This window comes from Exiguobacterium sp. s43 (assembly GCF_018617255.1).
GTDB classification, from domain to species: Bacteria; Bacillota; Bacilli; order Exiguobacteriales; family Exiguobacteriaceae; genus Exiguobacterium; species Exiguobacterium profundum.
The window spans coordinates 1232574-1252814 of record NZ_JACSJT010000001.1; the positions used below are offsets into that span (position 1 = coordinate 1232574).

The 20241-nt window shown below is 47.2% G+C and carries 18 protein-coding genes and 1 riboswitch; of the genes, 10 read left to right on the plus strand and 8 right to left on the minus strand.

The annotated features are described in order from the left end of the window. Positions 1–31: 31 nt before the first annotated feature. On the minus strand, positions 32–1513 hold the full coding sequence (gene putP, locus KNO79_RS06350) for a sodium/proline symporter PutP (RefSeq protein ID WP_078146955.1): 1482 nt from the start codon (positions 1511–1513) through the stop codon (positions 32–34). Between the two features lie 345 nt (positions 1514–1858). Further along, positions 1859–2830 (minus strand): D-alanyl-D-alanine carboxypeptidase family protein, encoded by a 972-nt coding sequence (locus tag KNO79_RS06355; protein WP_074036977.1) that lies wholly within the window; start codon positions 2828–2830, stop codon positions 1859–1861. 199 nt (positions 2831–3029) lie between these two features. Between KNO79_RS06355 and KNO79_RS06360 the strand changes: the two genes are divergently transcribed. The 5 genes from KNO79_RS06360 (at position 3030) to KNO79_RS06380 (ending at position 8449) form a co-directional block, all read left to right on the plus strand. Continuing rightward, entirely contained in the window at positions 3030–4562 is a 1533-nt protein-coding gene (locus tag KNO79_RS06360) for an FAD-dependent oxidoreductase (protein ID WP_214690872.1), read from the plus strand. Positions 4563–4636: 74 nt separating this feature from the next. Continuing rightward, complete coding sequence (locus tag KNO79_RS06365; RefSeq protein WP_214690873.1) at positions 4637–6109, plus strand: carboxypeptidase M32; 1473 nt, start codon at positions 4637–4639, stop codon at positions 6107–6109. After that, the gene (locus KNO79_RS06370) at positions 6106–6813 is read left to right on the plus strand and encodes a glycerophosphodiester phosphodiesterase (RefSeq protein ID WP_214690874.1); all 708 of its coding nucleotides are present in this window, start codon (positions 6106–6108) and stop codon (positions 6811–6813) included. The genes KNO79_RS06365 and KNO79_RS06370 overlap by 4 nt, the downstream gene beginning before the upstream one ends. Before the next feature lie 249 nt (positions 6814–7062). Further along, positions 7063–7860 carry a DUF4397 domain-containing protein gene (locus tag KNO79_RS06375; RefSeq protein ID WP_012726359.1) on the plus strand — a complete coding sequence of 266 codons (798 nt, stop codon included), beginning with the start codon at positions 7063–7065 and terminating at the stop codon, positions 7858–7860. Beyond that, positions 7805–8449: a class F sortase gene (locus tag KNO79_RS06380; RefSeq protein ID WP_251125240.1), complete on the plus strand. Its 645-nt coding sequence runs from the start codon at positions 7805–7807 to the stop codon at positions 8447–8449. The genes KNO79_RS06375 and KNO79_RS06380 overlap by 56 nt, the downstream gene beginning before the upstream one ends. An 87-nt stretch (positions 8450–8536) precedes the next feature. On the opposite strand, the gene KNO79_RS06385 is transcribed toward KNO79_RS06380, so the two are convergent. After that, positions 8537–8974 carry a MarR family winged helix-turn-helix transcriptional regulator gene (locus KNO79_RS06385; protein ID WP_012726357.1) on the minus strand — a complete coding sequence of 146 codons (438 nt, stop codon included), beginning with the start codon at positions 8972–8974 and terminating at the stop codon, positions 8537–8539. A gap of 88 nt (positions 8975–9062) precedes the next feature. Further along, the gene (locus KNO79_RS06390) at positions 9063–10121 is read right to left on the minus strand and encodes a GTP pyrophosphokinase (protein ID WP_240499823.1); all 1059 of its coding nucleotides are present in this window, start codon (positions 10119–10121) and stop codon (positions 9063–9065) included. 96 nt (positions 10122–10217) lie between these two features. On the opposite strand from KNO79_RS06390, the gene KNO79_RS06395 reads away from it, so the two are divergent. Further along, the gene (locus KNO79_RS06395; RefSeq protein WP_214690875.1) at positions 10218–10442 is read left to right on the plus strand and encodes a hypothetical protein; all 225 of its coding nucleotides are present in this window, start codon (positions 10218–10220) and stop codon (positions 10440–10442) included. Between the two features lie 79 nt (positions 10443–10521). Continuing rightward, entirely contained in the window at positions 10522–10842 is a 321-nt protein-coding gene (locus tag KNO79_RS06400) for a YflT domain-containing protein (RefSeq protein ID WP_031423645.1), read from the plus strand. 29 nt (positions 10843–10871) lie between these two features. On the opposite strand, the gene KNO79_RS06405 is transcribed toward KNO79_RS06400, so the two are convergent. Next, positions 10872–11909 (minus strand): SDR family oxidoreductase, encoded by a 1038-nt coding sequence (locus tag KNO79_RS06405; RefSeq protein WP_214690876.1) that lies wholly within the window; start codon positions 11907–11909, stop codon positions 10872–10874. A gap of 189 nt (positions 11910–12098) precedes the next feature. Here KNO79_RS06405 and KNO79_RS06410 point away from each other — a divergent pair, with 189 nt between their 5' ends. After that, complete coding sequence (locus KNO79_RS06410) at positions 12099–13394, plus strand: glutamine synthetase family protein (protein ID WP_047795294.1); 1296 nt, start codon at positions 12099–12101, stop codon at positions 13392–13394. A 41-nt stretch (positions 13395–13435) separates the two neighbouring features. On the opposite strand, the gene KNO79_RS06415 is transcribed toward KNO79_RS06410, so the two are convergent. From KNO79_RS06415 to KNO79_RS06425, 3 genes are all read right to left on the minus strand, one after another. Further along, entirely contained in the window at positions 13436–14929 is a 1494-nt protein-coding gene (locus KNO79_RS06415; RefSeq protein WP_214690877.1) for a peptide MFS transporter, read from the minus strand. A gap of 143 nt (positions 14930–15072) precedes the next feature. Next, positions 15073–16317, minus strand: coding sequence for an MDR family MFS transporter (locus KNO79_RS06420; RefSeq protein ID WP_031423648.1), 1245 nt, complete (start codon positions 16315–16317; stop codon positions 15073–15075). A gap of 268 nt (positions 16318–16585) precedes the next feature. Then, positions 16586–17686 (minus strand): AI-2E family transporter, encoded by a 1101-nt coding sequence (locus tag KNO79_RS06425; protein WP_214690878.1) that lies wholly within the window; start codon positions 17684–17686, stop codon positions 16586–16588. Positions 17687–17844: 158 nt separating this feature from the next. Further along, positions 17845–17944: riboswitch (SAM riboswitch) on the plus strand. A 78-nt stretch (positions 17945–18022) separates the two neighbouring features. Here KNO79_RS06425 and KNO79_RS06430 point away from each other — a divergent pair. Beyond that, positions 18023–19198, plus strand: coding sequence for an aminotransferase class I/II-fold pyridoxal phosphate-dependent enzyme (locus KNO79_RS06430; RefSeq protein WP_211782801.1), 1176 nt, complete (start codon positions 18023–18025; stop codon positions 19196–19198). Then, positions 19195–20211: an iron-containing alcohol dehydrogenase gene (locus tag KNO79_RS06435; protein WP_214690879.1), complete on the plus strand. Its 1017-nt coding sequence runs from the start codon at positions 19195–19197 to the stop codon at positions 20209–20211. Before KNO79_RS06430 ends, KNO79_RS06435 begins: the two co-directional genes overlap by 4 nt. Positions 20212–20241: the final 30 nt, after the last annotated feature.

Here is a 20241-nt window from a genome sequence, read left to right on the forward strand (position 1 = left end):
TTTATAGGGAACCGAGTTTTTGTGTGAATCGTTACTCTTTCTTCGCAGCTGCCAATTCAGCTTCCATTTCACCGAATTCACGGTTGATGCGTTTTTGTTCTTTCTGGCTAGTAAAGTTACTGACAAGCACGATTGCCAACATACTCAAGAAGAAGCCAGGTACCATTTCATAAAGGACTGTCGAAAGTCCAGTGACGATCCAGAGAATGACGGTAATGGCACCGACGAGGATACCAGCGAGGGCACCTTGACGCGTCATCTTGCTCCAGTAAAGTGACAAGAGGATTGCTGGTCCAAATGCAGAACCGAATCCAGCCCATGCATATCCGACGAGTGTGAGGATTGTACTTGATGGGTTGAGTGACATGAGCGTCGCTACAACTCCTACTAGCAAGACACCAACACGTCCGGCAAGGACCATCGTCTTCTCACTTGCATCTTTGTTGAAGAATTTACGATAGAAGTCTTCTGTCAATGCAGATGATGTGACGAGCAATTGCGACGATACCGTCGACATGACCGCAGCAAGGATGGCTGCCAATAAGAAACCAGTGATGAACGGGTGGAACAAGACTTCAGAGAATTGAATGAAGACTGTTTCCGGGTCCCCGAGTGGATTTCCTTGTCCTCGGAAATAAGCGATTCCGACGAACCCTGTCATGACGGCACCGATTATAGATACTGTCATCCAGCTCATCCCGATACGACGAGCCGTTTTCAATGATTTCACATCACGGATTGCCATAAAGCGAACAATGATGTGTGGCTGACCGAAGTAACCAAGTCCCCAAGCGAGGAGACCGATAATCCCGAGTGTCGTCGTCCCTTTAAAGAGGTCGAACAAATCGGCATTGATTGTCGTTGCAGAGTTGACAGCAGTGTCTACTCCACCGATATCTGTTAAAGCGACGAATGGTACGAGCACGAGCGCCAAGAACATGATGACACCTTGTGCGAAGTCCGTCCAACTAACTGCCGTGAATCCACCGAAGAGGGTGTATAAGATGACGACACTAATTGTGACAATGACACCTGTCTGATAATTTAATCCGAATGAGCTTTCAAACAACTTCCCGCCGGATACAAGTCCAGCTGACGTGTAGAACGTGAAGAAGATGATGATGACGGATGCAGAAAGGATCCGTAGCCAGTTCGAGTGATCTCGGAACCGATTCTCTAAGAAGTCTGGAATCGTAATCGAATCGTTCGCCATCTCTGTGAAGACGCGAAGTCGTGGAGCAACTAACAAGTAGTTCAAGTAAGCTCCGATGACCAATCCAACGGCTAACCAAATTGCTGATAGTCCAGTTGCATACATTGCACCCGGTAGTCCCATTAACATCCAACCACTCATATCCGAAGCTCCGGCTGACATGGCTGTAACGCCTGGCCCCATTTTACGGCCACCTAACATATAATCTGATGAATCGGTCGTTCGTTTATACGCAACATATCCGATAAGAAGCATCATCACGAGATAAAGCGCGATTGATACCCATTCTTGCCATAGCATTGAATTACCTCCTATTAAGTTAAAAGATCTATTTAATCAACTCGTTCGCGATTGTGTGAAGACATCACACAGTTAAAAACAAAAGTTGAAAATGCGAACTTGTGCTTTACCTTACAGAACCTTTGAAATGATTGCAAACTGACACTTTTTCATAAAAACGGCTCTAAAGCCCATTATACCAACGGATGAAGGCTAAAATTTTCAGATAAAAAGTTTAAATATTCTGAATATTTGAAATGCTGAGGACTTTCCTGTGTAACATGAATGTAATATTTATGGGAAAATTTTCAGAAAACATATTTTTAATCATAAGAAAAAGAGCATCTTTGAATGCTCTTTACTTCTTTATTTGAATGCTATTTCTTCAACGAGTCGCATAGTCGGGAATGTTTGTCCAGACTTCGCCTGCATCGTAACCAAGATATAAGTTTCGGTATTATGTTTCATGATGAATACCATGGTATATCCGGATTCGTCCGTATAACCCGTCTTCGTGGCGGTCACAAACTTGGAGTAGTTGACACTTCGTTCATTAACCGATGAACCGAGGTGATACCACCAACGACGTTTGCCGTTACCGTCTTTATCTTTAAATTCGGCTTTAAATTCATAAGTCCCGGCAATTTCAATCAACTCCGGGTATGTACTGAATGCGAAGGCGATTTTAGCCATGTCGTTCGCCGTCGTATAATGATTCGGATCCGAGTAGCCATGCGCATTTACGAAATGCGTTCCAGTCAATCCTAAAACCTTTGCTCGATCATTCATCAATTGAACGAAGGCCTCGGTCGACCCGCTCGTGTATTCCGCAAGGCTGTTCGCAGCATCGTTTCCGGATTCAAGTAGCGTGGCGTAAAGTGCTTGACGAACTGTCAATGTATCCCCGATGGCAAGATGCGCGATATGGCTGTCCCATGGAATATCGAGTGTCGACTGTTGAATCGTAATGATTGGTTGGTCGAGTTCATTCGCTGCAGATGCCTTCTCATAAGCAAGCAGTGCCGTCATCAATTTGGTCGTACTGGCTGGAAACACACGATCATTGGCGTTTTTATCGATTAATATCTCTTGTTTGGTCACATTGACGAAAGTTAGTGCACCAACAGAGATTTCCTCATCCGAAATCATCTTCGTCTCACTCGGACTCCATGAACCCATGTCGATATCCGGGAAAAGCGGACCTGTCTTCAGCGGTTCAGCTTTTGGTGTGGACGCTTCTGCTAATGTCGGTGCTTCTTTATCTTGTTTAAATCCGACCAACGTCGGGATCAGTGCGATGATTCCGAGTAAAACGACCGCGGCAATCATTCTTCGCATGATGTACGTTCTTCTTCGGTGTCTCCTTCTACGGGTCAACAAAAGTCCCTCCTTTTTTGGTTACTCTATAAACATAATAGAAAACGCTCTTTTTTTTCGCTAATAAAATAAAGAACTAGGTCAATGATTGATCGGCGATGAAAGAACTGCGTTTCGGGTATAAGGGTAAAGATGTCACTTTTAGAGAGGAGGATGCATCATGCATCGTTATCCGTTCACGAACTCCATTTGGCGTCAACATGATACTGGGACGCCGTACCCATCCCTTTCCGTTTCGGAATCGACCGAAGTCGTCGTCATCGGGGCAGGGATTGCGGGACTCGTCTGCGCCTATGAACTCCAAAAGCGAGGGAAACAAGTGACGCTTCTAGAAGCGTTAGAGATTGGACATGGGACGACGGGACATACGACGGCAAAATGTTCCGTTCAACATGGGACGATTTATCAAAAGTTGATTCGTCATTTTGATGAGTCCATCGCTCGTTTATATTACGAGTTCAACTCAGAAGCGCTCATCTATCTAAAAAAACAAATTGAAGAAGGGTTTGACTGCGATTACGCGAATGAACAATCGTTTCTTTACTCTAGGGAACCGAACGAAGAACTTACTAAAGAACTGGATGCGTATCGTCGTTTGAAGATTGACGGAGGAGAAGCGACGGAAGAAGTGAGAAAGGCTCTCCCGTTCTCGATCGAGCAGGCGTTGGTGATCCATGACCAAGCTCAATTCCATCCCGTGAAATACTTACGTGAATTAGCTGAACGTTTTGTTCGTCTCGGAGGAAAGATTTATGAAAATTCTAGAGCGACGGAAGTGAGTCAGGGACCACGTCCAGTAGTCACTACATCTAACGGTAGAAGGGTACAGGGAAATCAAGTCGTGATTGCGACCCACTATCCATTCAATGACCTGCGCGGGTTGTACGTGTCGAAGTTTTCAATCGAAAGATCGTATATCGTTGCCTGCGAAGTGGAGAGTCGACCACTCAGAGGGATGTATTTAGAGGTTGGACAGCAAAATCGCTCGTTTCGATCCTATAGTGAAAACGGAAAAAGCTATTTACTAGTTGGAGGTGAGGGGCATACCGCTGGGCAAGTCACAGATACGCGTCTACGATATGATCGATTGGAGAATGACGCACAGGCACATTTTGGAACGCATCGGGCATCTCATAGGTGGTCGTCCCAAGATCTTATCACCTTAGATGGACTTCCTTACGTAGGGCAAATGTTCAAGAGAGAACCAGATCTCTTTGTGGCGACTGGATTTTCGAAATGGGGGATGACGAACGGAATCGCTGCCGGCACCATGCTCGCTGATCAACTCACAGGTCGTCCGAACCGATTCGTCAATCTGGTCTCACCGCTCCGTCAAACGGTTAAATCTAGTGATATCAGTGCATTTCTTAAAACGAACTTAGATACTGTCACTCAATTTGCGAAAGGGACAGTCGATCGGCTACTTGAACGAAAAGATGTAAAAGACCTACAGCTAGACGAGGGTGGAGTCGTGCAAGTTGATGGCAAGACGAGTGGCGTTTATCGAGATTTGGATAACCAATGCCATGTCGTCAACCTGACCTGTACGCACCTCGGCTGTACAGTGAAATGGAACAATGCCGAGCGGTCATGGGATTGTCCATGCCACGGTTCTCGTTTCGATGCAAAAGGCAACGTCTTAGAAGGTCCTGCCACAAAACCACTTTCCTACAGTAAGCGAGAAGATTTGTAAACTGGTGTAGGCAAAGGTTGACAGCTATAATAAAGTAGAAAGAGAACAGAATAACACATAGGGGTGAAAGACAGATGGAAGTAACAAAAGAATGGCGTGAACATTTTAAACAACTGCGTGCCTTCGATGAAGCAATCTCTCTCTTATATTGGGACATGCGTACACAAATGCCTGAACAGTCGGCACCGCTCCGGGCAGAGACAATCGGTTATTTGTCGACCGAGGCATTCAAACGACAGACGAGCGAGTCGTTCGCTTCATTGCTGGAACGGATGGCGGATGAAGAGGGTCTATCTGACATTGAAGCGCGTTCACTTGAAGTCGCGAAGACGCAATACGAACGGAATGCCAAGATTCCGCATGATGAGTATCAAGCTTACGTAACGCTCGTCTCAGAAGCTGAGACGGCGTGGGAAAAAGCGAAAGATCAGGATGATTGGGACGCGTTCGCTCCATACCTTAATAAGATTATCGGATTCCAGCAAAAATTTGCGGAATATTTCGGTTATGAGAAACATCCGTACGATGCATTGCTCTATGATTTCGAACCGGGCATGACGGTCGAGCTCTTAGACGAATTGTTCGCCTCGCTCCGAGACGAACTCGTTCCTCTTATTCAGCAGCTACCAAAAGAATCACTCTCTATGGACTGGTCGATGCTGGCGGATGTTCAAGAAACCATTTGTCATGACTGGATGAATGTCGTCGCTTACGATTTATCACGTGGTCGATTGGATGCGACAGTGCATCCGTTCGAAATCACCATCAACCGCCGCGACGTCCGGATTACGACGAAGTATGATGAAGCAGATTTCAGAAATGCACTGTTTGGTACGATGCATGAAGCGGGGCACGCGACGTATGAGCAGCAAATCGACCCGATGCTCGATGAACTCGGACTAGGCGGCGGTGCGTCGATGGGGATTCATGAGTCCCAGTCGCTCTTCTTTGAGAACTTCATCGGACGAAGCGAAGCGTTCTTGCATCGCGTCTATCCGAAACTACAATCGCTTCATCCTGCATACGCTGCGATCGACTTCGACACTTTCTATCGAGGTGTGAATGAAGCGAAACCATCTCTTATTCGGATCGAGGCTGACGAATTGACATACAGTCTACACATCATCATCCGCTATGAGCTCGAGAAGGCACTCATCCAAGGGACGTTGTCCGTCGATGAGCTTCCTGCAGCATGGAATGAAAAGTATAAAGAATATCTCGGACTCGATGTTCCGTCAAATGCTAAAGGAGTCCTTCAAGACGTCCATTGGGCAGGCGGTTCATTCGGATACTTCCCGAGCTATGCCCTGGGGTTAATTTATGCGGCTCAGTTGACGGAAACGTTGAAATCAGCCCTTCCGGAATTTGAGACGTTGATTGCAGAAGGCGAAATCGAACCAATCAAAGCGTGGCTACAGGAGAACGTTCATCAATATGGAAAACGTCTCACACCGAACGAACTCATTCAACAAGTGACAGGTCAAGCCATTTCGGTCCAACCACTCGTTCGATATTTGACCAAAAAATATCAGACAGTTGCCAAATGAAACGATTTGCACATCGTGGCGTGATGGCACATCGGCCGGAGAATACGATGTCGGCATTCAAGCTCGCACTCGAGGCCGGGGCAGACGGAATCGAGACGGATGTTCACATGACAAAGGACGGTGTCCTCGTTCTCATCCATGACGAGACGCTCGAGCGGACGACTGACGGAAGAGGGCAAGTTTCACTCTATACCTATGATGAGCTCAGACAGTTCAATGCTGGAGTCCGTCATGGTCTAGAAGAACACATCCCTACGCTCGAGGACCTGTTCGACCTTGTGAATGAGGAATCGGTCATTTTGAACTTAGAGGTGAAGACGGATGTCCTACGATATGAAGGAATTGAATCTCGCATCATCGATACGATCGAGTCCGCCGGGATTCATGAGTCCCGCATTCTCTTTTCCTCATTCAATCACGAAACCATTCACCGATTGAAACAGATGCGACCGGATATCGAGGCGGCCATTCTGCTTGCACAGCCGCTTTATGACATTTCAGGATATCTTCGATTCGTCGGAGCGGATTCGGTCCATCCGCACATCGATCGCATCACAGACGAAGAAGTACGCTCCTTGCAACATCGAGGGATTCCAATCAGACCATATACGATTAAAACACAACACCAACTGGAGCGTTGTTTAGCGCTTCAAGTCGATGCCGTCTTTGTCAATGATATCGAATGGGCAAACAAAACCACTTAGTCGCAGACTGAGTGGTTTTATATTTGGGTGGAAGGGAACTACATTTTATGTAAAGGTAGCGCTTTCGTCCGTTAGCATATCGGAGCACATTCAGGGCATAGTGTCCCCTTTACGTCATTGTCGGATTGTCTTAAGTTTAAGATGTCACCGAGCTACATAGCAATCAGATGTAGCACACCATGTAGCACTGCATCACATTTGTTGTATGCAAGTCGTGGGTTACCAAAGATCAAAAGGAGGAAATTTCACATGAAGAAGTTGATGTCTTTACTGGGTACTCTAGCACTGGCTTTCGCTTTCGTCTTACCGGTTAGCGCGGATGGACATGAAAATGCGATGGTCCGTGTGCTACATGCTTCACCTGATGCACCGGCAGTTGACGTGTACGTGGATGGGGAAGTCGCGGTCGAGGGAGCAGAATTCAAGGATCTCACAGACTACTTGACACTTCCTGCAGGGGATTACAACGTTGAAATCAAGCCGGCAGGTGACGCTGAAACAGTCGTCGTCGCAGCAGACCTCTCAATTGAGGCAGGCAAGTTCTATACAGCCGCTGCGATCGGTCAACTTGAAAACATCGAAATCGCTGCAATGGAAGACGATGCAAACTTTGAAGATGGTAAATCGAAAGTTCGTGTCGCTCACTTCGCACCAGATGCACCAGCGGTTGATGTCGCACCTAAAGGTGGCGACCCACTCTTCTCAAACCTCGAGTTCAAAGCAGTAAGTGATTACGGCACACTCGATGCTGGAACGTATGACCTTGAAGTACGCCCGGCTGGAGCGACTGACGTTGTCAAAGCACTTGACGGTGTCGCACTCGAAGGTGGCAAAAACTATACAGCATTCGCAATCGGACTCCTTGAAGGAGAACCAGCGTTTGAAGTCCTTCTCGCCGCTGATGGTGGGGAAATGGCGATGGCTCCTGAAACAGGACAAGGTGGTCTTGCTCAAACAGCTTCAATGAACTGGTTGCTCGCAGCAGCAGTGGTTGGAGCGGCAGCAGCTGGATTCTACGTCTTTCGTCGTCAGAAGCAAGACGCTTAAACTGATTTTCTTAGGAACAATCACATTTCTCGTATGGAGCGCTCAAGCGGAAGCTCCTGACAAACCGTTCGTGATGCCAACGGCTGAATTTGCCGAACCGCAGGTCTTGACCTCGAAGCAGGTAGATCGACAAACGTTTCATTCGAACAGTTTCGTCCCTGCCCGGCTGATCATTCCCTCAATCGATGTTGATACATCGATTGAAGCGGTCGGGAAGGATGAGGCCGGAAGAATGGACACACCGTCTGACGTGAATCAAGTCGGTTGGTATCAATACGGAGCCAAAGCAGGCGCAACGGGGAATGTCGTCCTATCGGGTCATCTAGATGATCTGAATGGTCCAGCTATCTTTGCGAATCTGGATCAACTTCCGATCGGAGAACTGGTGACGCTCCAACGGAAAGACCAAGTCGCAACGTATGAAGTGGTCAGTGTGAAACAGTATCGCCTCGAGCAAGTGCCGCTCGCTTCCATTTTTGCGGCGACTCAGTCAAAGCGGATTCAATTGATCACTTGTGCAGGACCGTATGACGAGAATCTTGGGTATCGGGACCGGATCGTGGTCACGGCACACCTGATTGAAACGTAAAGATGAAGAGATGCTGACCGATGGGTCGCATCTCTTTTTTTCGCAAAAAATAGCCCTTCACCTTTACGGTGAAGGGCTATAGTCGGATTAAGCATCCATACGATCTAATAATTTTGAAAGTAAAATAAGTTCGTCATCTGAAAAATCAGTGAAGACATCCATCAAATATTCAATCTTCATGCTCTCTAATGTCTCAAACAACTCACGACCTTCATCCGTTGCCTGAAGTTCAACGACACGGCGGTCACGCTCGCTGCGTTCGCGAGAAATCAACCCTTTTTTCGTCAACTCATCGGCAAGCGCAGTGATCATCGAAGCTGAAAATTGAAACTCATTTGACAGAGCAGAGGCGATTTGAGGACTCTGTTGACAAAGAGAACGTAGAATGAAGAATTCATTGCGGGTTAAATACTGTGAGAACATCGAACGGAGATTTTTTTTCACTCCACGATAGTTCATCCGGATTCCACGTTCAGCGTCTGCGACGAGCTGTCGACGTGAAGCGGTCTGTACGGGTGTTGTCATCCTCGAAACTACCTCCTAGCGATAATATTATTCATATATACTTCAGAACATAGAAACATTCTACATTAAAAACATGTTGTCTGTAAAGTTATAGGGGCTCGTCTTTTGCTCGAATTTGCTGAATGATGTCTTCATAATGTTTCAAGTCAGGATAGAACCGTCTAAAGAAAAATTCAATCTGCGGATCGTCGCCTTCCGCTAACAGTTTAGCGAGAACGGCATAGACGACACCCATGCCTTGTCTCGGTAACAGAGAAGATGGCAACAAGGTTGCGCATTGGACGGCTTGAGTATAGTAAGTCGAAAGTGTGTCATTCAAATCTTTGAACGTACGGATATCGGCGTAATGGAACATTCTCGTCAACTCGACGATGGCAGAGAGATCCGTCTCGAGTAGCCATTCGCTCTGGAAGATCGCGTTGTCTAGTTTCTCGACAGTTTGATCATTCGCAATATAATAGTTGAGATTATCTCGGGTAATGGCCACTTTTTCAGGAGAGTCAAGAATTTGTTCGACTGTTTCTTGTTCGAATGTTCGCAACTGTTTTCGAATGTTCACGAACTCGGAGTCGGCAATCTCCAATAGACCAGCGACCCGGCTGAAACTTCTTTTGATTTCAGGAGGAACGGCATTCGGATTTTTGTATCCGAGGTCGTGTTCAATCTCGGCCCAGGCGTGTTGTAGGATCGAGCGGACTTGAATTTCCGCCTCTTTTTCTGCAAAACGGCGATATTCACCGAGAGCAAGTCGCTTTTCACTTAATTCCACGACATAATGGACAGACAGATATCCGAACTCATTGGAGTCGAGCAACGTCGACTTATCGATGGACTGTTCACGGTCGATGGTGAATTCATCTTCTAAAATTTGCGCAACGGCGCGTACGTCGTCATGAAAGTATGTCACGATCCGTATCCCGGCCAAGTCTTGTACGTCACGTAAGGAACGATATTGATAAGGCTTGCGTGAGAGTTTGGCATATAGACTGTCCGCTTCTTTGGCACGGGCGACGATTGAATGGAACTGGATGCCGGCTTCTGTCAACAATTCACTGAGGAGCGCTTTCAGCTTTGTGGCAAACGCTTCATAGTCTTCTTTCTCATTCAAATATTCAAGCATGATTGTATTTAAGTCTTGTTTTGGCACAGAACTCACTCCTTTTCTCTATCCATAGTATAGCATCACATGTCAGAAACGATATGATAGCATATATAAGGAGTGAAATAGAAAGAGGTGTGATGGATGCATACATTCCGTTCAGGTGAGATAGAAAAAATCGAGATTATCGCCGGATTGTTACAACAAGCTGGATATCGCATATCTCGTATCCGCACTGTCGATTCCCAGTTCGTAGTGACCGCTCGATTAGAGGGTAGGACTCAAAGGGAAGGAGAGCACAATCGAATCGAGGGAATCGTGCAACATTTCGACATCGAAGAATGGATCACGAACGAAGAAATAGATTGATTGCATGTTTATCACCTCATTTTTCGGGAATAACAAAAACAGTGAAAACCATGACTGTGAACGTTTAGGAGGATGGGGCATGTTAGAGACAAGAGTAGTGAATGATATGACGACGGTGGACCATGAAGTAAATGAGATGGTGTCAGGCGGATGTGTGAACGAGCATATCTATTTGTTCGCCAAAGATGAAGAATTGACCGTTCGATTGGCAGCAGAGGCCGGTGTACAACCATACCGAATCCCAGAGAAAGGGATGTTCGAGTCGTTGCTTTCCAAATTCACGAGCAATTCAGAAGATCGCATGGAACAGATGGAGAGTCTTGGACTCACAAAAGAGATGGTAGATTCACTCGAACGTGAAATCAAAGGCGGTAAAATCGTACTTGTTTGCGATAAATAAAAAATGGACCGGAAAAATCGGTCCATTTTTTATTTTGCTTTGTAATAGGCATTCACGATGCGACGTAACGATTGATGATTGAGACGGAGCGGAGCGAATCCGGCATCCTGAAGCAATTGTTTCGTGTTGTCGTCACGGAATCTAATGTCCCGATTCAAATAAGGATTAAATACTTTTACCATATCATTGAACGACTGTTCGACTGAGCTTAGTGTCGATGTTGGCGTTTCCGTGATCGTTAAATGCGGGAATGCTAGGGACTCTTTCATATAGTCGAGCATTGTTTCATTTTTTGGAGGTGCGTCGTTCGTCACGTTATAGATTGTACCCGCCTTCGCGTGCTCGATGGCAGCGAGTAGTACATCCGCTACATAATCCACAGGGACAAGGTTAGAAGTACCCGTCGCAGAGCCGATCAATCGAATCGATTCGAAGTCATGGCCACGACGTTCCAGTTTCCGTTTGAATAGCTCGAGCGCGCGCATGTATCCATACATCGTAAACTTCGAGTCTGCCTCTCCCGTCTTCGAGTCTCCGACGATGATGGCCGGTCGGAAGATTGAGACGTCAAGCTCATCCCGTGACTCCCAGACCGCCTGCTCGGCGTATGCCTTGCTCTCTTCATAAGGATTTAAAAAAGACTGAGACACATCGTACAGTGTTTCCCCGCCAACTTCTTTAGCGCCGAGCGTGTAAGCCGTACTCACATGGAAAAAGCGATGGCAGTCAATTAACTTAGTTAATCGAAGGGCCTCTTTCGTTCCGGTTAAATTGGTCTCGAACAATTCATCACGTAATTCTTCATCGAATTTGACGAGTGCAGCCATGTGTAGAAATAAATCAATTTTCCCTTTATGTGTCTCGATGAACTCTTCATTGGCCCCGAGCGCATGTGACGTCAAGTCGCCTGGTAACACTTCAATCGACTTTTGTTCTTCAGCGGTGAATTGTGCCTGTACCTTATCCGGTGTTCGCGCCAACATACAGACGCGATGCCCCCGTTGAATCAATTCTTTGGCGAGTCGCCCTCCTAAAAATCCGGTTCCACCAGTCATAAAAATATACAATCGCGTTCTCCCTCTCTGTGACATTCTTTACCCATCATATCAACTCTTGTCGCATGTAGCCACTTTGCCTTTCCTGAAATTCCATGTTTAGAAAAAATCGAACTCGGTTATGAACTATAGAGAAGCGTACGAACGGTGCGTAAAGACAGCTTGCCTGTCAAATCCATTGAAGTGAGGTTTTAACGAATCATGGCAAATCTATTCGGAACAGACAAGGATGACGCAAAAAAGAAGCAACAAGATATTGAGAAAACGGTACAAGAGAAAAACATCACCCAAATCCATCTATATTTCTCAGATGTTCTCGGTGATTTAAAACTCTTGACGCTTTCGGCAAAATTGTTGCCTGAAGTCTTTGAGGGAAAAACGATGTTTGACGGTTCTTCAATCAACGGGTTCTCTTCCATCAAAAACTCAGACTTATTCTTGAGACCGGATTTAGATCGTCCACGGTATGAGCAAGACGGCGAGGAAAATATTTTGGCATTCTTCTGTGATGTATGTACTCCGGAGGGAGAGCGATATGAATACGACCCACGTAATGTATTGAAGGATGCACTCGAACGTGCAGCACGTGATGGCTACTCGGTATTCGTCGGGGCAGAGCCAGAATTCTTCATTTTTGACGAGAACGGGGAATTTTATGACGAGGCCGGATATTTCTCGACACGTTCAGAGGATAAAGGATATGAAGTGCGACAGCACATCGCGAATCGTCTCAGCGGTGTCGGGTTCAACATTGAGGCAGTGCACCATGAGGTCGCCCCTGCGCAACATGAAATCGGCATCAAGTATGATGACGCACTCCATACAGCGGATAACATTCAGTTCTTCAAAGAAATCGTCAAGATTGCGGCGAAGGAGAAAGGGGCATCCGTCTCATTCTTGCCGAAACCGTTGCGTGATGTGAACGGTTCTGGGATGCACTTGAACATCTCTGTCTGGAAGAATGATGAGTCTGGAAATCCGACGACCAACGCGTTCGACGAAGTCGATGCGGATTACGGATTGTCGAAAACGGCACGTCATTTCATCGAAGGGATTTTGAAGCATGCCCGTGCCACGGCAATCTTCACGAATCCACTACCTGAATCATACGAGCGTCTCGTTCCTGGATTCGAGGCACCTGTCAATATATGCTGGAGCCCATCGAACCGCAGTTCGATGATTCGAATTCCGGCTTCCCGTGGAAGTGCGACTCGTGTAGAGGTCCGAAACCCTGATCCGAGTGCGAACCCATATTTGGCACTTGCCGCGCTCATTTATGCCGGACTTGAAGGAATCGAGCAACAGCTCGTTCCGTCTTCTCCAAACGAGGACGACTTGTTCGAGTATTCAGCGAAGCAAATCGAGAGCCAAGGAATCGCATCACTGCCTGCGACATTCCATGAATCGATTCAGTCACTGAAACAAGACAACTTCCATGACTACTTTAACCACAATATGATCGATCGCTACTTGTCGCTCATTCAAGTGCGAAAATAAAAATGACGCCAGCCGATTCAATCGGCTGGCGTTTTAGATGATTAATGGATACCACGCATATACACTTTGATTTTCGGTGCAAGTGCGAACAGAATCAAGCTTAAGATGATGGCGACGCCACCAATCACGCCGAAGTAGAGCATCTCGTTCTCAGGTGTGTAGAACTTGACCAGCTGTGCGTTGATCCCTTGCGCCGCAGCGTTCGATAAGAACCAGAGCGACATCGTTTGAGCGGAGAAGGCAGCTGGTGCGAGTTTAGTCGTAGCCGACAACCCGACCGGTGACAAACTTAGTTCTCCGAGAACGACGATGAAATAACTTAAGACGAGCCAGAGTGGGCTGACGAGGGCATCCGGACCACTGAAGTATGCTGGGAGCAGGATGACCAAGAAACTGATTCCGGCAAATAAGATCCCGAAAGCAAACTTCGTCGGAATGCTCGGTTCGCGGTCACCAAGTCGGACCCATAACCAAGCGAAGACCGGCGCCAGTAAGATGATGAACAGTGGGTTCAGTGATTGGAACCATGCTGGTGACAACGTGAATCCAAAGAACTCTAAGTCAGTCCGTGTATCAGCATAGCTCGCCAAAATCGTTGCACCCTGCTCTTGGATCGCCCAGAACATGACGGAGGCGATGAAGAGCGGAATGTAGGCGATGATTCGCGAGCGCTCGACCTCAGTCGTTTTCGGGCTGCGATACATGATGATGAAGTAAATCGTCGGGATCGCAATACCGAACACCCCGACAAGTGAGATGAACGTATTGATCGTGAACCATCCTAGTGGAATCAAAATTGCAAGCAAAATGGCAATTCCGATGGTGACAATGCTGACGATTTTTACCGTTTTCTTTTTCTCATCAGGCGTCAACGGATTCGGTACATACGAACCAGCTAAGCCGAGGTTCGTTTTTCGTGTCAATACGAAGACGACGAGTCCAACGAACATCCCGATTGCCGCGAGCGCAAAGCCCCAGTGGAATCCATAGTCTTTTTGCACTTGACCGACGATGAGTGGTGAAATGAATGCCCCTAAGTTGATACCCATGTAGAAGATACTGAATCCAGCGTCACGACGGCGATCCGTCTCGCTGTACATGTCTCCGACGATACTTGATACGTTTGGTTTCAATAATCCGGTACCAATGACGATCAACGCCATCGAGATGAACAAGAAGACGACGCTACCTGGAATCGAGAGGACGATGTGTCCGAGCATGATGAACACACCACCGTAGAAGACCGCGCGAGACGTCCCGAAAATCCGGTCTGCAAGCCATCCCCCAATGACCCCAGACATATAAACAAGCGCGCCATAGACGGACATGATTGAGAGTGCGACGTTTCGGTCTAGACCGAGTCCTCCCTCAGAGACTTCATAGTACATATAGAATACGAGGATGGCCCGCATGCCATAGTACGAGAAACGTTCCCAAAACTCAGTGAAGAATAAAGTGAACAACCCTTTCGGTTGTCCGAAGAAGCCTTTTTGTGGAACACTGTCCACGATTGTCTGTTTATCGATCCTTTCCATGAAAGATCCCTCCTTAACCGTTTTATCATAAAAAGGATTATTATGATTGTAAAGTGAATTGAATGATAATTTCAAATTTTAATAAAGATGAAAAGAATGAAAAGACCACACTTCCGAAATCAGAGAGTGTGGTCAATGAGCGGTTAAGCCGTCTTTTGCTTTGCTTCCGTTGCTTGGACATGACGTCCGAGCTGCCAATAGATGATGCCTGATAAACAACTCGCTCCACCGATGAGGATCAAAGCGATGTGTCCGGCACGATTGTCAAAAAAGACACTTGCGATGATTGGTGCCGTGACACCGCCGATCAGCCATTGGATACTCGCTGCACCGTTATAGGCACCACGCATATTCTCCGGTGCGATCAAGGCGATGAATGTCTGCTGAACAGGGGACATGATCATCTCACCTAACGTATAAAACGCATATACGGCGAGTAAGATCCCGACGAGTGGCACGTAAGGGGTATCGAGTGCGAACAAGGCTCTAGGCACAATCGCAAGCAAGATCATACCGATACCAAATACGGTCGCTCCTGCTAACATGACCTTACCGAACGGCTTGTTCCCGAGTTTTGAAGCAATCGGGAACTGGAAAAGAACTACCATGATTCCATTCAGTGCTAACAGATACGGAAATGGGTTCTGTTGTGCGGTATACGTCGGGAGCGATTCTTTTAAAAAGAGTGGTAGCATGCTCTCGACGACGGAGAATCCCATTGATATGAATATACCCGCAAAGATGAAGACGAGAAACACGCGATCGTTATAAAAGACGCGCAACACTTCCCGGTTGCTTGGAGTCTCATCTTCCGTAAACTCGGGCAACGACTCATGTATGAACGTGCCGAGCGCAATCGCATATAGTCCAAAGACGAATGCCGCCGCAAAGAAGATGAGCTCGCGGTCGATGAACAGCACCGCACTACCAAGAAGTGGACCGAATGCAGCGCCGATGTTATGTCCCATCCGTAAAAGTCCGAACGCTTCGTTCATATGCTCTGGCTCCGTGACATCGGCGACCATCGCGCTTGCGGCAGGGTGGAAGAGCGAGTTCGTCAGTCCGAGCATCGCGTTCAATAAAAGAAGCGGCCAGAACGAGTCGGCGAACGCAAATCCGATGAGGGCAAGTGCGTCCCCAATGATTGCGATCATCATGATTGGTTTTCGACCATACAGGTCTGCTAGACGTCCTCCGATCATCGAACCGAGGAGCGCCATGATTGGGCCAGTCGCCATGATGATTCCGACTTGAAGGTAGCTATCTAACTGGTCACTATAGTAGAGAACAAGGAATGGGGCAATCATGAACATCATAATTCCCGTAATCGTTTCCCCTAAAAAACGAATCCAAATGTTGCGGTCGAGCCGCTTGAGTGATTGAAACATACAGGTCACCTGCTTTATTTAATTTTAGACACAAAAGGGACGTCATATGCATGAAGGCATACGACGTCCCACGTTGTTTATGCATGCCTCGATAGGCAGGCGTCTTAGATATGAATCAATCGAAGAGGTGCCTGCCAATCAGTATGAACTTGAGTGAATGGTGTCGAAGATACTACTGACATGGGAACCTCTCCTTTCTGTTAATTGTGTTCTTCTCCTCAACTGTATGACACATTTCCTCAATGTGTCAACAAATTTATGAGGTGAATCAAAGTAATTCGTTTAGATTTTTTCGGTTCAGTCGATAATCGATGAGGCGAGACAAGACGACTTGAATCATGGCCGTGATCGGCACGCTCACGAACATCCCGATGAGGCCGAACAGGCTTCCTCCGATGATAATCGATGTGATGACCCAAAATGGTGTGATGCCGACACTATCTCCGAGAATCTTCGGTCCGAGCCACAATCCGTCAAACTGCTGTAACAAGAAGATGAACAAGAGTACCAATACGGCGGTGAACGGATCATAGAAATAGGTGATGATAAACGCTGGGATCATCCCGAGTAGCGGTCCGACGTAGGGGATGAAGTTTAAGACGCCGACGATGACTCCGAGAAGTAGGGCATATGGGGCCCCGATGATCAAGAGTCCGATGACTGCTAGCACTCCAATAATCAGACAGTCGAGCGACTTCCCAATGATATATCGCTTAAAGATATAATCCATCTCTTGAAAGATATCGATTGTCGTCTTCGCAGTGCCGACGGGTAATAGCGCATAGAGAAGACGCTTGAACATACGAGCGAAGACTTCTTTGTCCTTTAACAAATAGATGGAGATGACAATCCCAATCAAGAAGTTGATCAATGTCATTGTAAAACTAGAGACATAACTAACGGAAGAGAGGACGGCCGTCTCGACCCATCCAGAGTAACGATCCTCGAAGTGCGCAAAATCAATCGCTTGGGCGATCGTCGCGTTATAGTCTTTCAAGTAATTGTTCACTTCACCTAAAAACACGTCGATTTGACGGATATAAACCGGTAACTCATTGATGAGTGATGACAGACTCGAGTAAATCCGCGGGAACAACGTGACGACCGAAATCGCCAAGATGCCGATGAACGTGATATAGACGATGAGTAGTCCTTGATACCGCTTCAAGTGGAACCGTTCTTCAATATAAGAGAGTACGGTGTTGAGTAACAAGGCGATGGCAATCCCCATGATGATAGGGGTCAGTAACTGAAACGTGTATTGTAAGACACGTGAGATGGTATCCGGTTCACTGATGACACGCCATAAGACGAGCAAGATCAGTCCGATTACACTCAGTTTCCAAATAAGTTGACGATTAAGCTCCAATGCTCTATCCCCTCATACAAATATAATTTTTCTACTCTTTTACTATGAATGTTTTTTGAAAAGGATTCAATAGATGTTCTCTTTGAAAAAAATGTTTGACACCGTTGGGAATGTCTGGTTAACTTAGGGACATACAAAAATTACATAGCGAATGACACTTTCTATCAAGAGAAGCGGAGGGACTGGCCCGATGAAGCTTCAGCAACAGATTGCAAAATACTGTGCTAATTCCAGCAAGGTGACCTTGAGAGATGGAAAGGTGGTTGACTACATACGTCTGTATCGAGCACCCCTTTCCTCAGAAAGGGGTGTTTTTTCGTATTAGGAGGACCCATCATGGCAGACAGACGTTCCAAGTTATTAAAATCGTTACCGACACAACACTTTGTCGGATTAGCAGAAGAAGTCGCGGCAGTCGAGGCGAGTGGCAAGACTGTCATCCGACTCGGACAAGGCACACCCGACTTACCGACACCAGCTCCGATCTGTGAGGCACTGGAACGAGCATTGACCGACCCGACGACCCATCAATACGGACCATTCCGGGGACAGGCTCGACTAAAAGAAGCTGTGGCCGCATTCTATCAACGTGAATACGGAGTCGACCTTGACCCGGCGCGAGAAGTGGCGATTTTGATTGGCAGCAAATCGGGTCTCATCACGTTGCCTCAGTGTCTTCTTGAGCCGGGTGAAGGCATCTTGCTCCCGAACCCTGGCTATCCCGATTATATCTCGGGAGCGCGTCTCGCCGGAGCGGACATCATCGATTTGACGTTGAAGGAAGAGCACGGCTATCTCCCGGATTACACCACGCTCGATCCGCTTCATGCACGACTCATGTATTTGAACTACCCGAGCAATCCGACCGGCGCTGTCGCGACGCCAGCCTTCTTTGAGGAGACGGTTAAATTCGCCACAAACCATGATCTGATGGTCGTACACGATTTCGCCTATGGAAGTATTGGCTTTGATGGGCATGTCCCGCCAAGTTTTCTCCAAGCAGACGGGGCAAAAGAAATCGGGATTGAGGTGTATACGATGTCGAAGGCGTTCAACATGTCGGGATGGCGTGTCGCGTTCGCAGTCGGAAATGCAGATATCATCGAGGCGATCAATACGTACCAAGATCATGTCCACGTCTCTGTGTTCTCTGCCATTCAAGAGGCAGCCATCGTGGCGTTAGAATCCCCGCGTGACATACGTGACGACCTAGCCTCGCTTTACGAAACAAGACGAAACCGATTGATTGATGGGTTACGCCGGGCAGGGTGGGAGATTGAGGCACCAAAAGGTTCTTTCTTCGTATGGGCGAGAGTGCCTGAAGGCGATGCAAAATCATTCTCGACGAAGTTACTACATGAGGCGGGCGTCGCCGTCACACCGGGCTACTTTTTTGGAACGGAGGGGGAGCACCACATCCGCTTTGGTCTCGTGTCGTCTGAACAGAAGATTGATGAAGCGGTAGAACGGATTGAGAGACTGTTTGCAGCCTATGAGGAGGTCCATCAATGATTCGACAAGCGGTGCTGGAATACGACCATTCGAACGATGCGCTCGATCAACTTTACTCACTGATTGGGAATCGGGAGGCACTCGTTTTGAAAGGATTTAACGGATACGGTGAAGCGATTCGCGTGTCTCCTCGTCTAGCAGAAATTCCGAGCGTACGATTCAAGGGGGAATGTTCAGACGAAGAAGTCGAACGACTAAAAGCGCATCGACCTGACGTCTGGATTGCTGTCGGTGGCGGTAAATTGATTGATACGGCGAAGCGGATTGCATTTACCCAGTCGGTCCCGCTCATCGTCATTCCGACACTTGTGTCAAACTGTGCCGCCTTCACCCCGCTCAGCGTGATCTATGGAGAAGACGGTACATATTTACGATATGATACGTTCCCCGTCGTCATCGAGCGCGTCATCGCGGATGAACGACTGTTACGTGATTCACCTTACGACTATTTTAAGGCTGGTGTCATCGATACGGTCGCAAAGTGGTTCGAGGCTCGATATATTAGCGGAACAACATCAAGGGACGCAGGGATTCAGTCGGGGCTCTCACTTGCGGCGCAATGCGGAGCGTTGATGGATTTGTCCATTCGTGAAGATGATTTTCGCCATTATGGCACGGACATCCGATCTATCGTCGATCATGTCCTCGCCATCGGTGGTGCCGTTGGTGGATTCGGTGACGCCGGCACCCGAGTCGCCGTCGCCCATGCGGTGCATAACGCACTCAGTCGTTTTGATTCGACGCATCATTGGTTGCACGGGGACAAGGTAGGCTTCGGGCTGATCGTTCAAGAACGATTGGCTTCATCCGAAGACGCCTCAATCCTTGAGAATTGGCTACAAGCGATCGCCGCTCCGACGTCACTTGAACAACTTGGGATTCGCTTTGACCAAATCGATGAGTTGGTCGATTATGTCGTCGAAGAAATGACGATTCAAGGCATTCACAAGGTCGAAGATACCGAGCAATTAAAAGAAATTTTAAGAAATCTTCAAGAAACAGTTTACAAATAATTCTTTTATCAGTAATATAATAACAAAATA

Bases quoted from the DNA above. Each gene is read 5' to 3' on its own strand.
- putP (WP_078146955.1), bottom strand. From the start codon at position 1,513: ATGCTATGGCAAGAATGGGTATCAATCGCGCTTTATCTCGTGATGATG.
- KNO79_RS06355 (WP_074036977.1), bottom strand. From the start codon at position 2,830: ATGCGAAGAATGATTGCCGCGGTCGTTTTACTCGGAATCATCGCACTG.
- KNO79_RS06360 (WP_214690872.1), top strand. From the start codon at position 3,030: ATGCATCGTTATCCGTTCACGAACTCCATTTGGCGTCAACATGATACT.
- KNO79_RS06365 (WP_214690873.1), top strand. From the start codon at position 4,637: ATGGAAGTAACAAAAGAATGGCGTGAACATTTTAAACAACTGCGTGCC.
- KNO79_RS06370 (WP_214690874.1), top strand. From the start codon at position 6,106: ATGAAACGATTTGCACATCGTGGCGTGATGGCACATCGGCCGGAGAAT.
- KNO79_RS06375 (WP_012726359.1), top strand. From the start codon at position 7,063: ATGAAGAAGTTGATGTCTTTACTGGGTACTCTAGCACTGGCTTTCGCT.
- KNO79_RS06385 (WP_012726357.1), bottom strand. From the start codon at position 8,974: ATGACAACACCCGTACAGACCGCTTCACGTCGACAGCTCGTCGCAGAC.
- KNO79_RS06395 (WP_214690875.1), top strand. From the start codon at position 10,218: ATGCATACATTCCGTTCAGGTGAGATAGAAAAAATCGAGATTATCGCC.
- KNO79_RS06400 (WP_031423645.1), top strand. From the start codon at position 10,522: ATGTTAGAGACAAGAGTAGTGAATGATATGACGACGGTGGACCATGAA.
- KNO79_RS06410 (WP_047795294.1), top strand. From the start codon at position 12,099: ATGGCAAATCTATTCGGAACAGACAAGGATGACGCAAAAAAGAAGCAA.
- KNO79_RS06415 (WP_214690877.1), bottom strand. From the start codon at position 14,929: ATGGAAAGGATCGATAAACAGACAATCGTGGACAGTGTTCCACAAAAA.
- KNO79_RS06420 (WP_031423648.1), bottom strand. From the start codon at position 16,317: ATGTTTCAATCACTCAAGCGGCTCGACCGCAACATTTGGATTCGTTTT.
- KNO79_RS06430 (WP_211782801.1), top strand. From the start codon at position 18,023: ATGGCAGACAGACGTTCCAAGTTATTAAAATCGTTACCGACACAACAC.
- KNO79_RS06435 (WP_214690879.1), top strand. From the start codon at position 19,195: ATGATTCGACAAGCGGTGCTGGAATACGACCATTCGAACGATGCGCTC.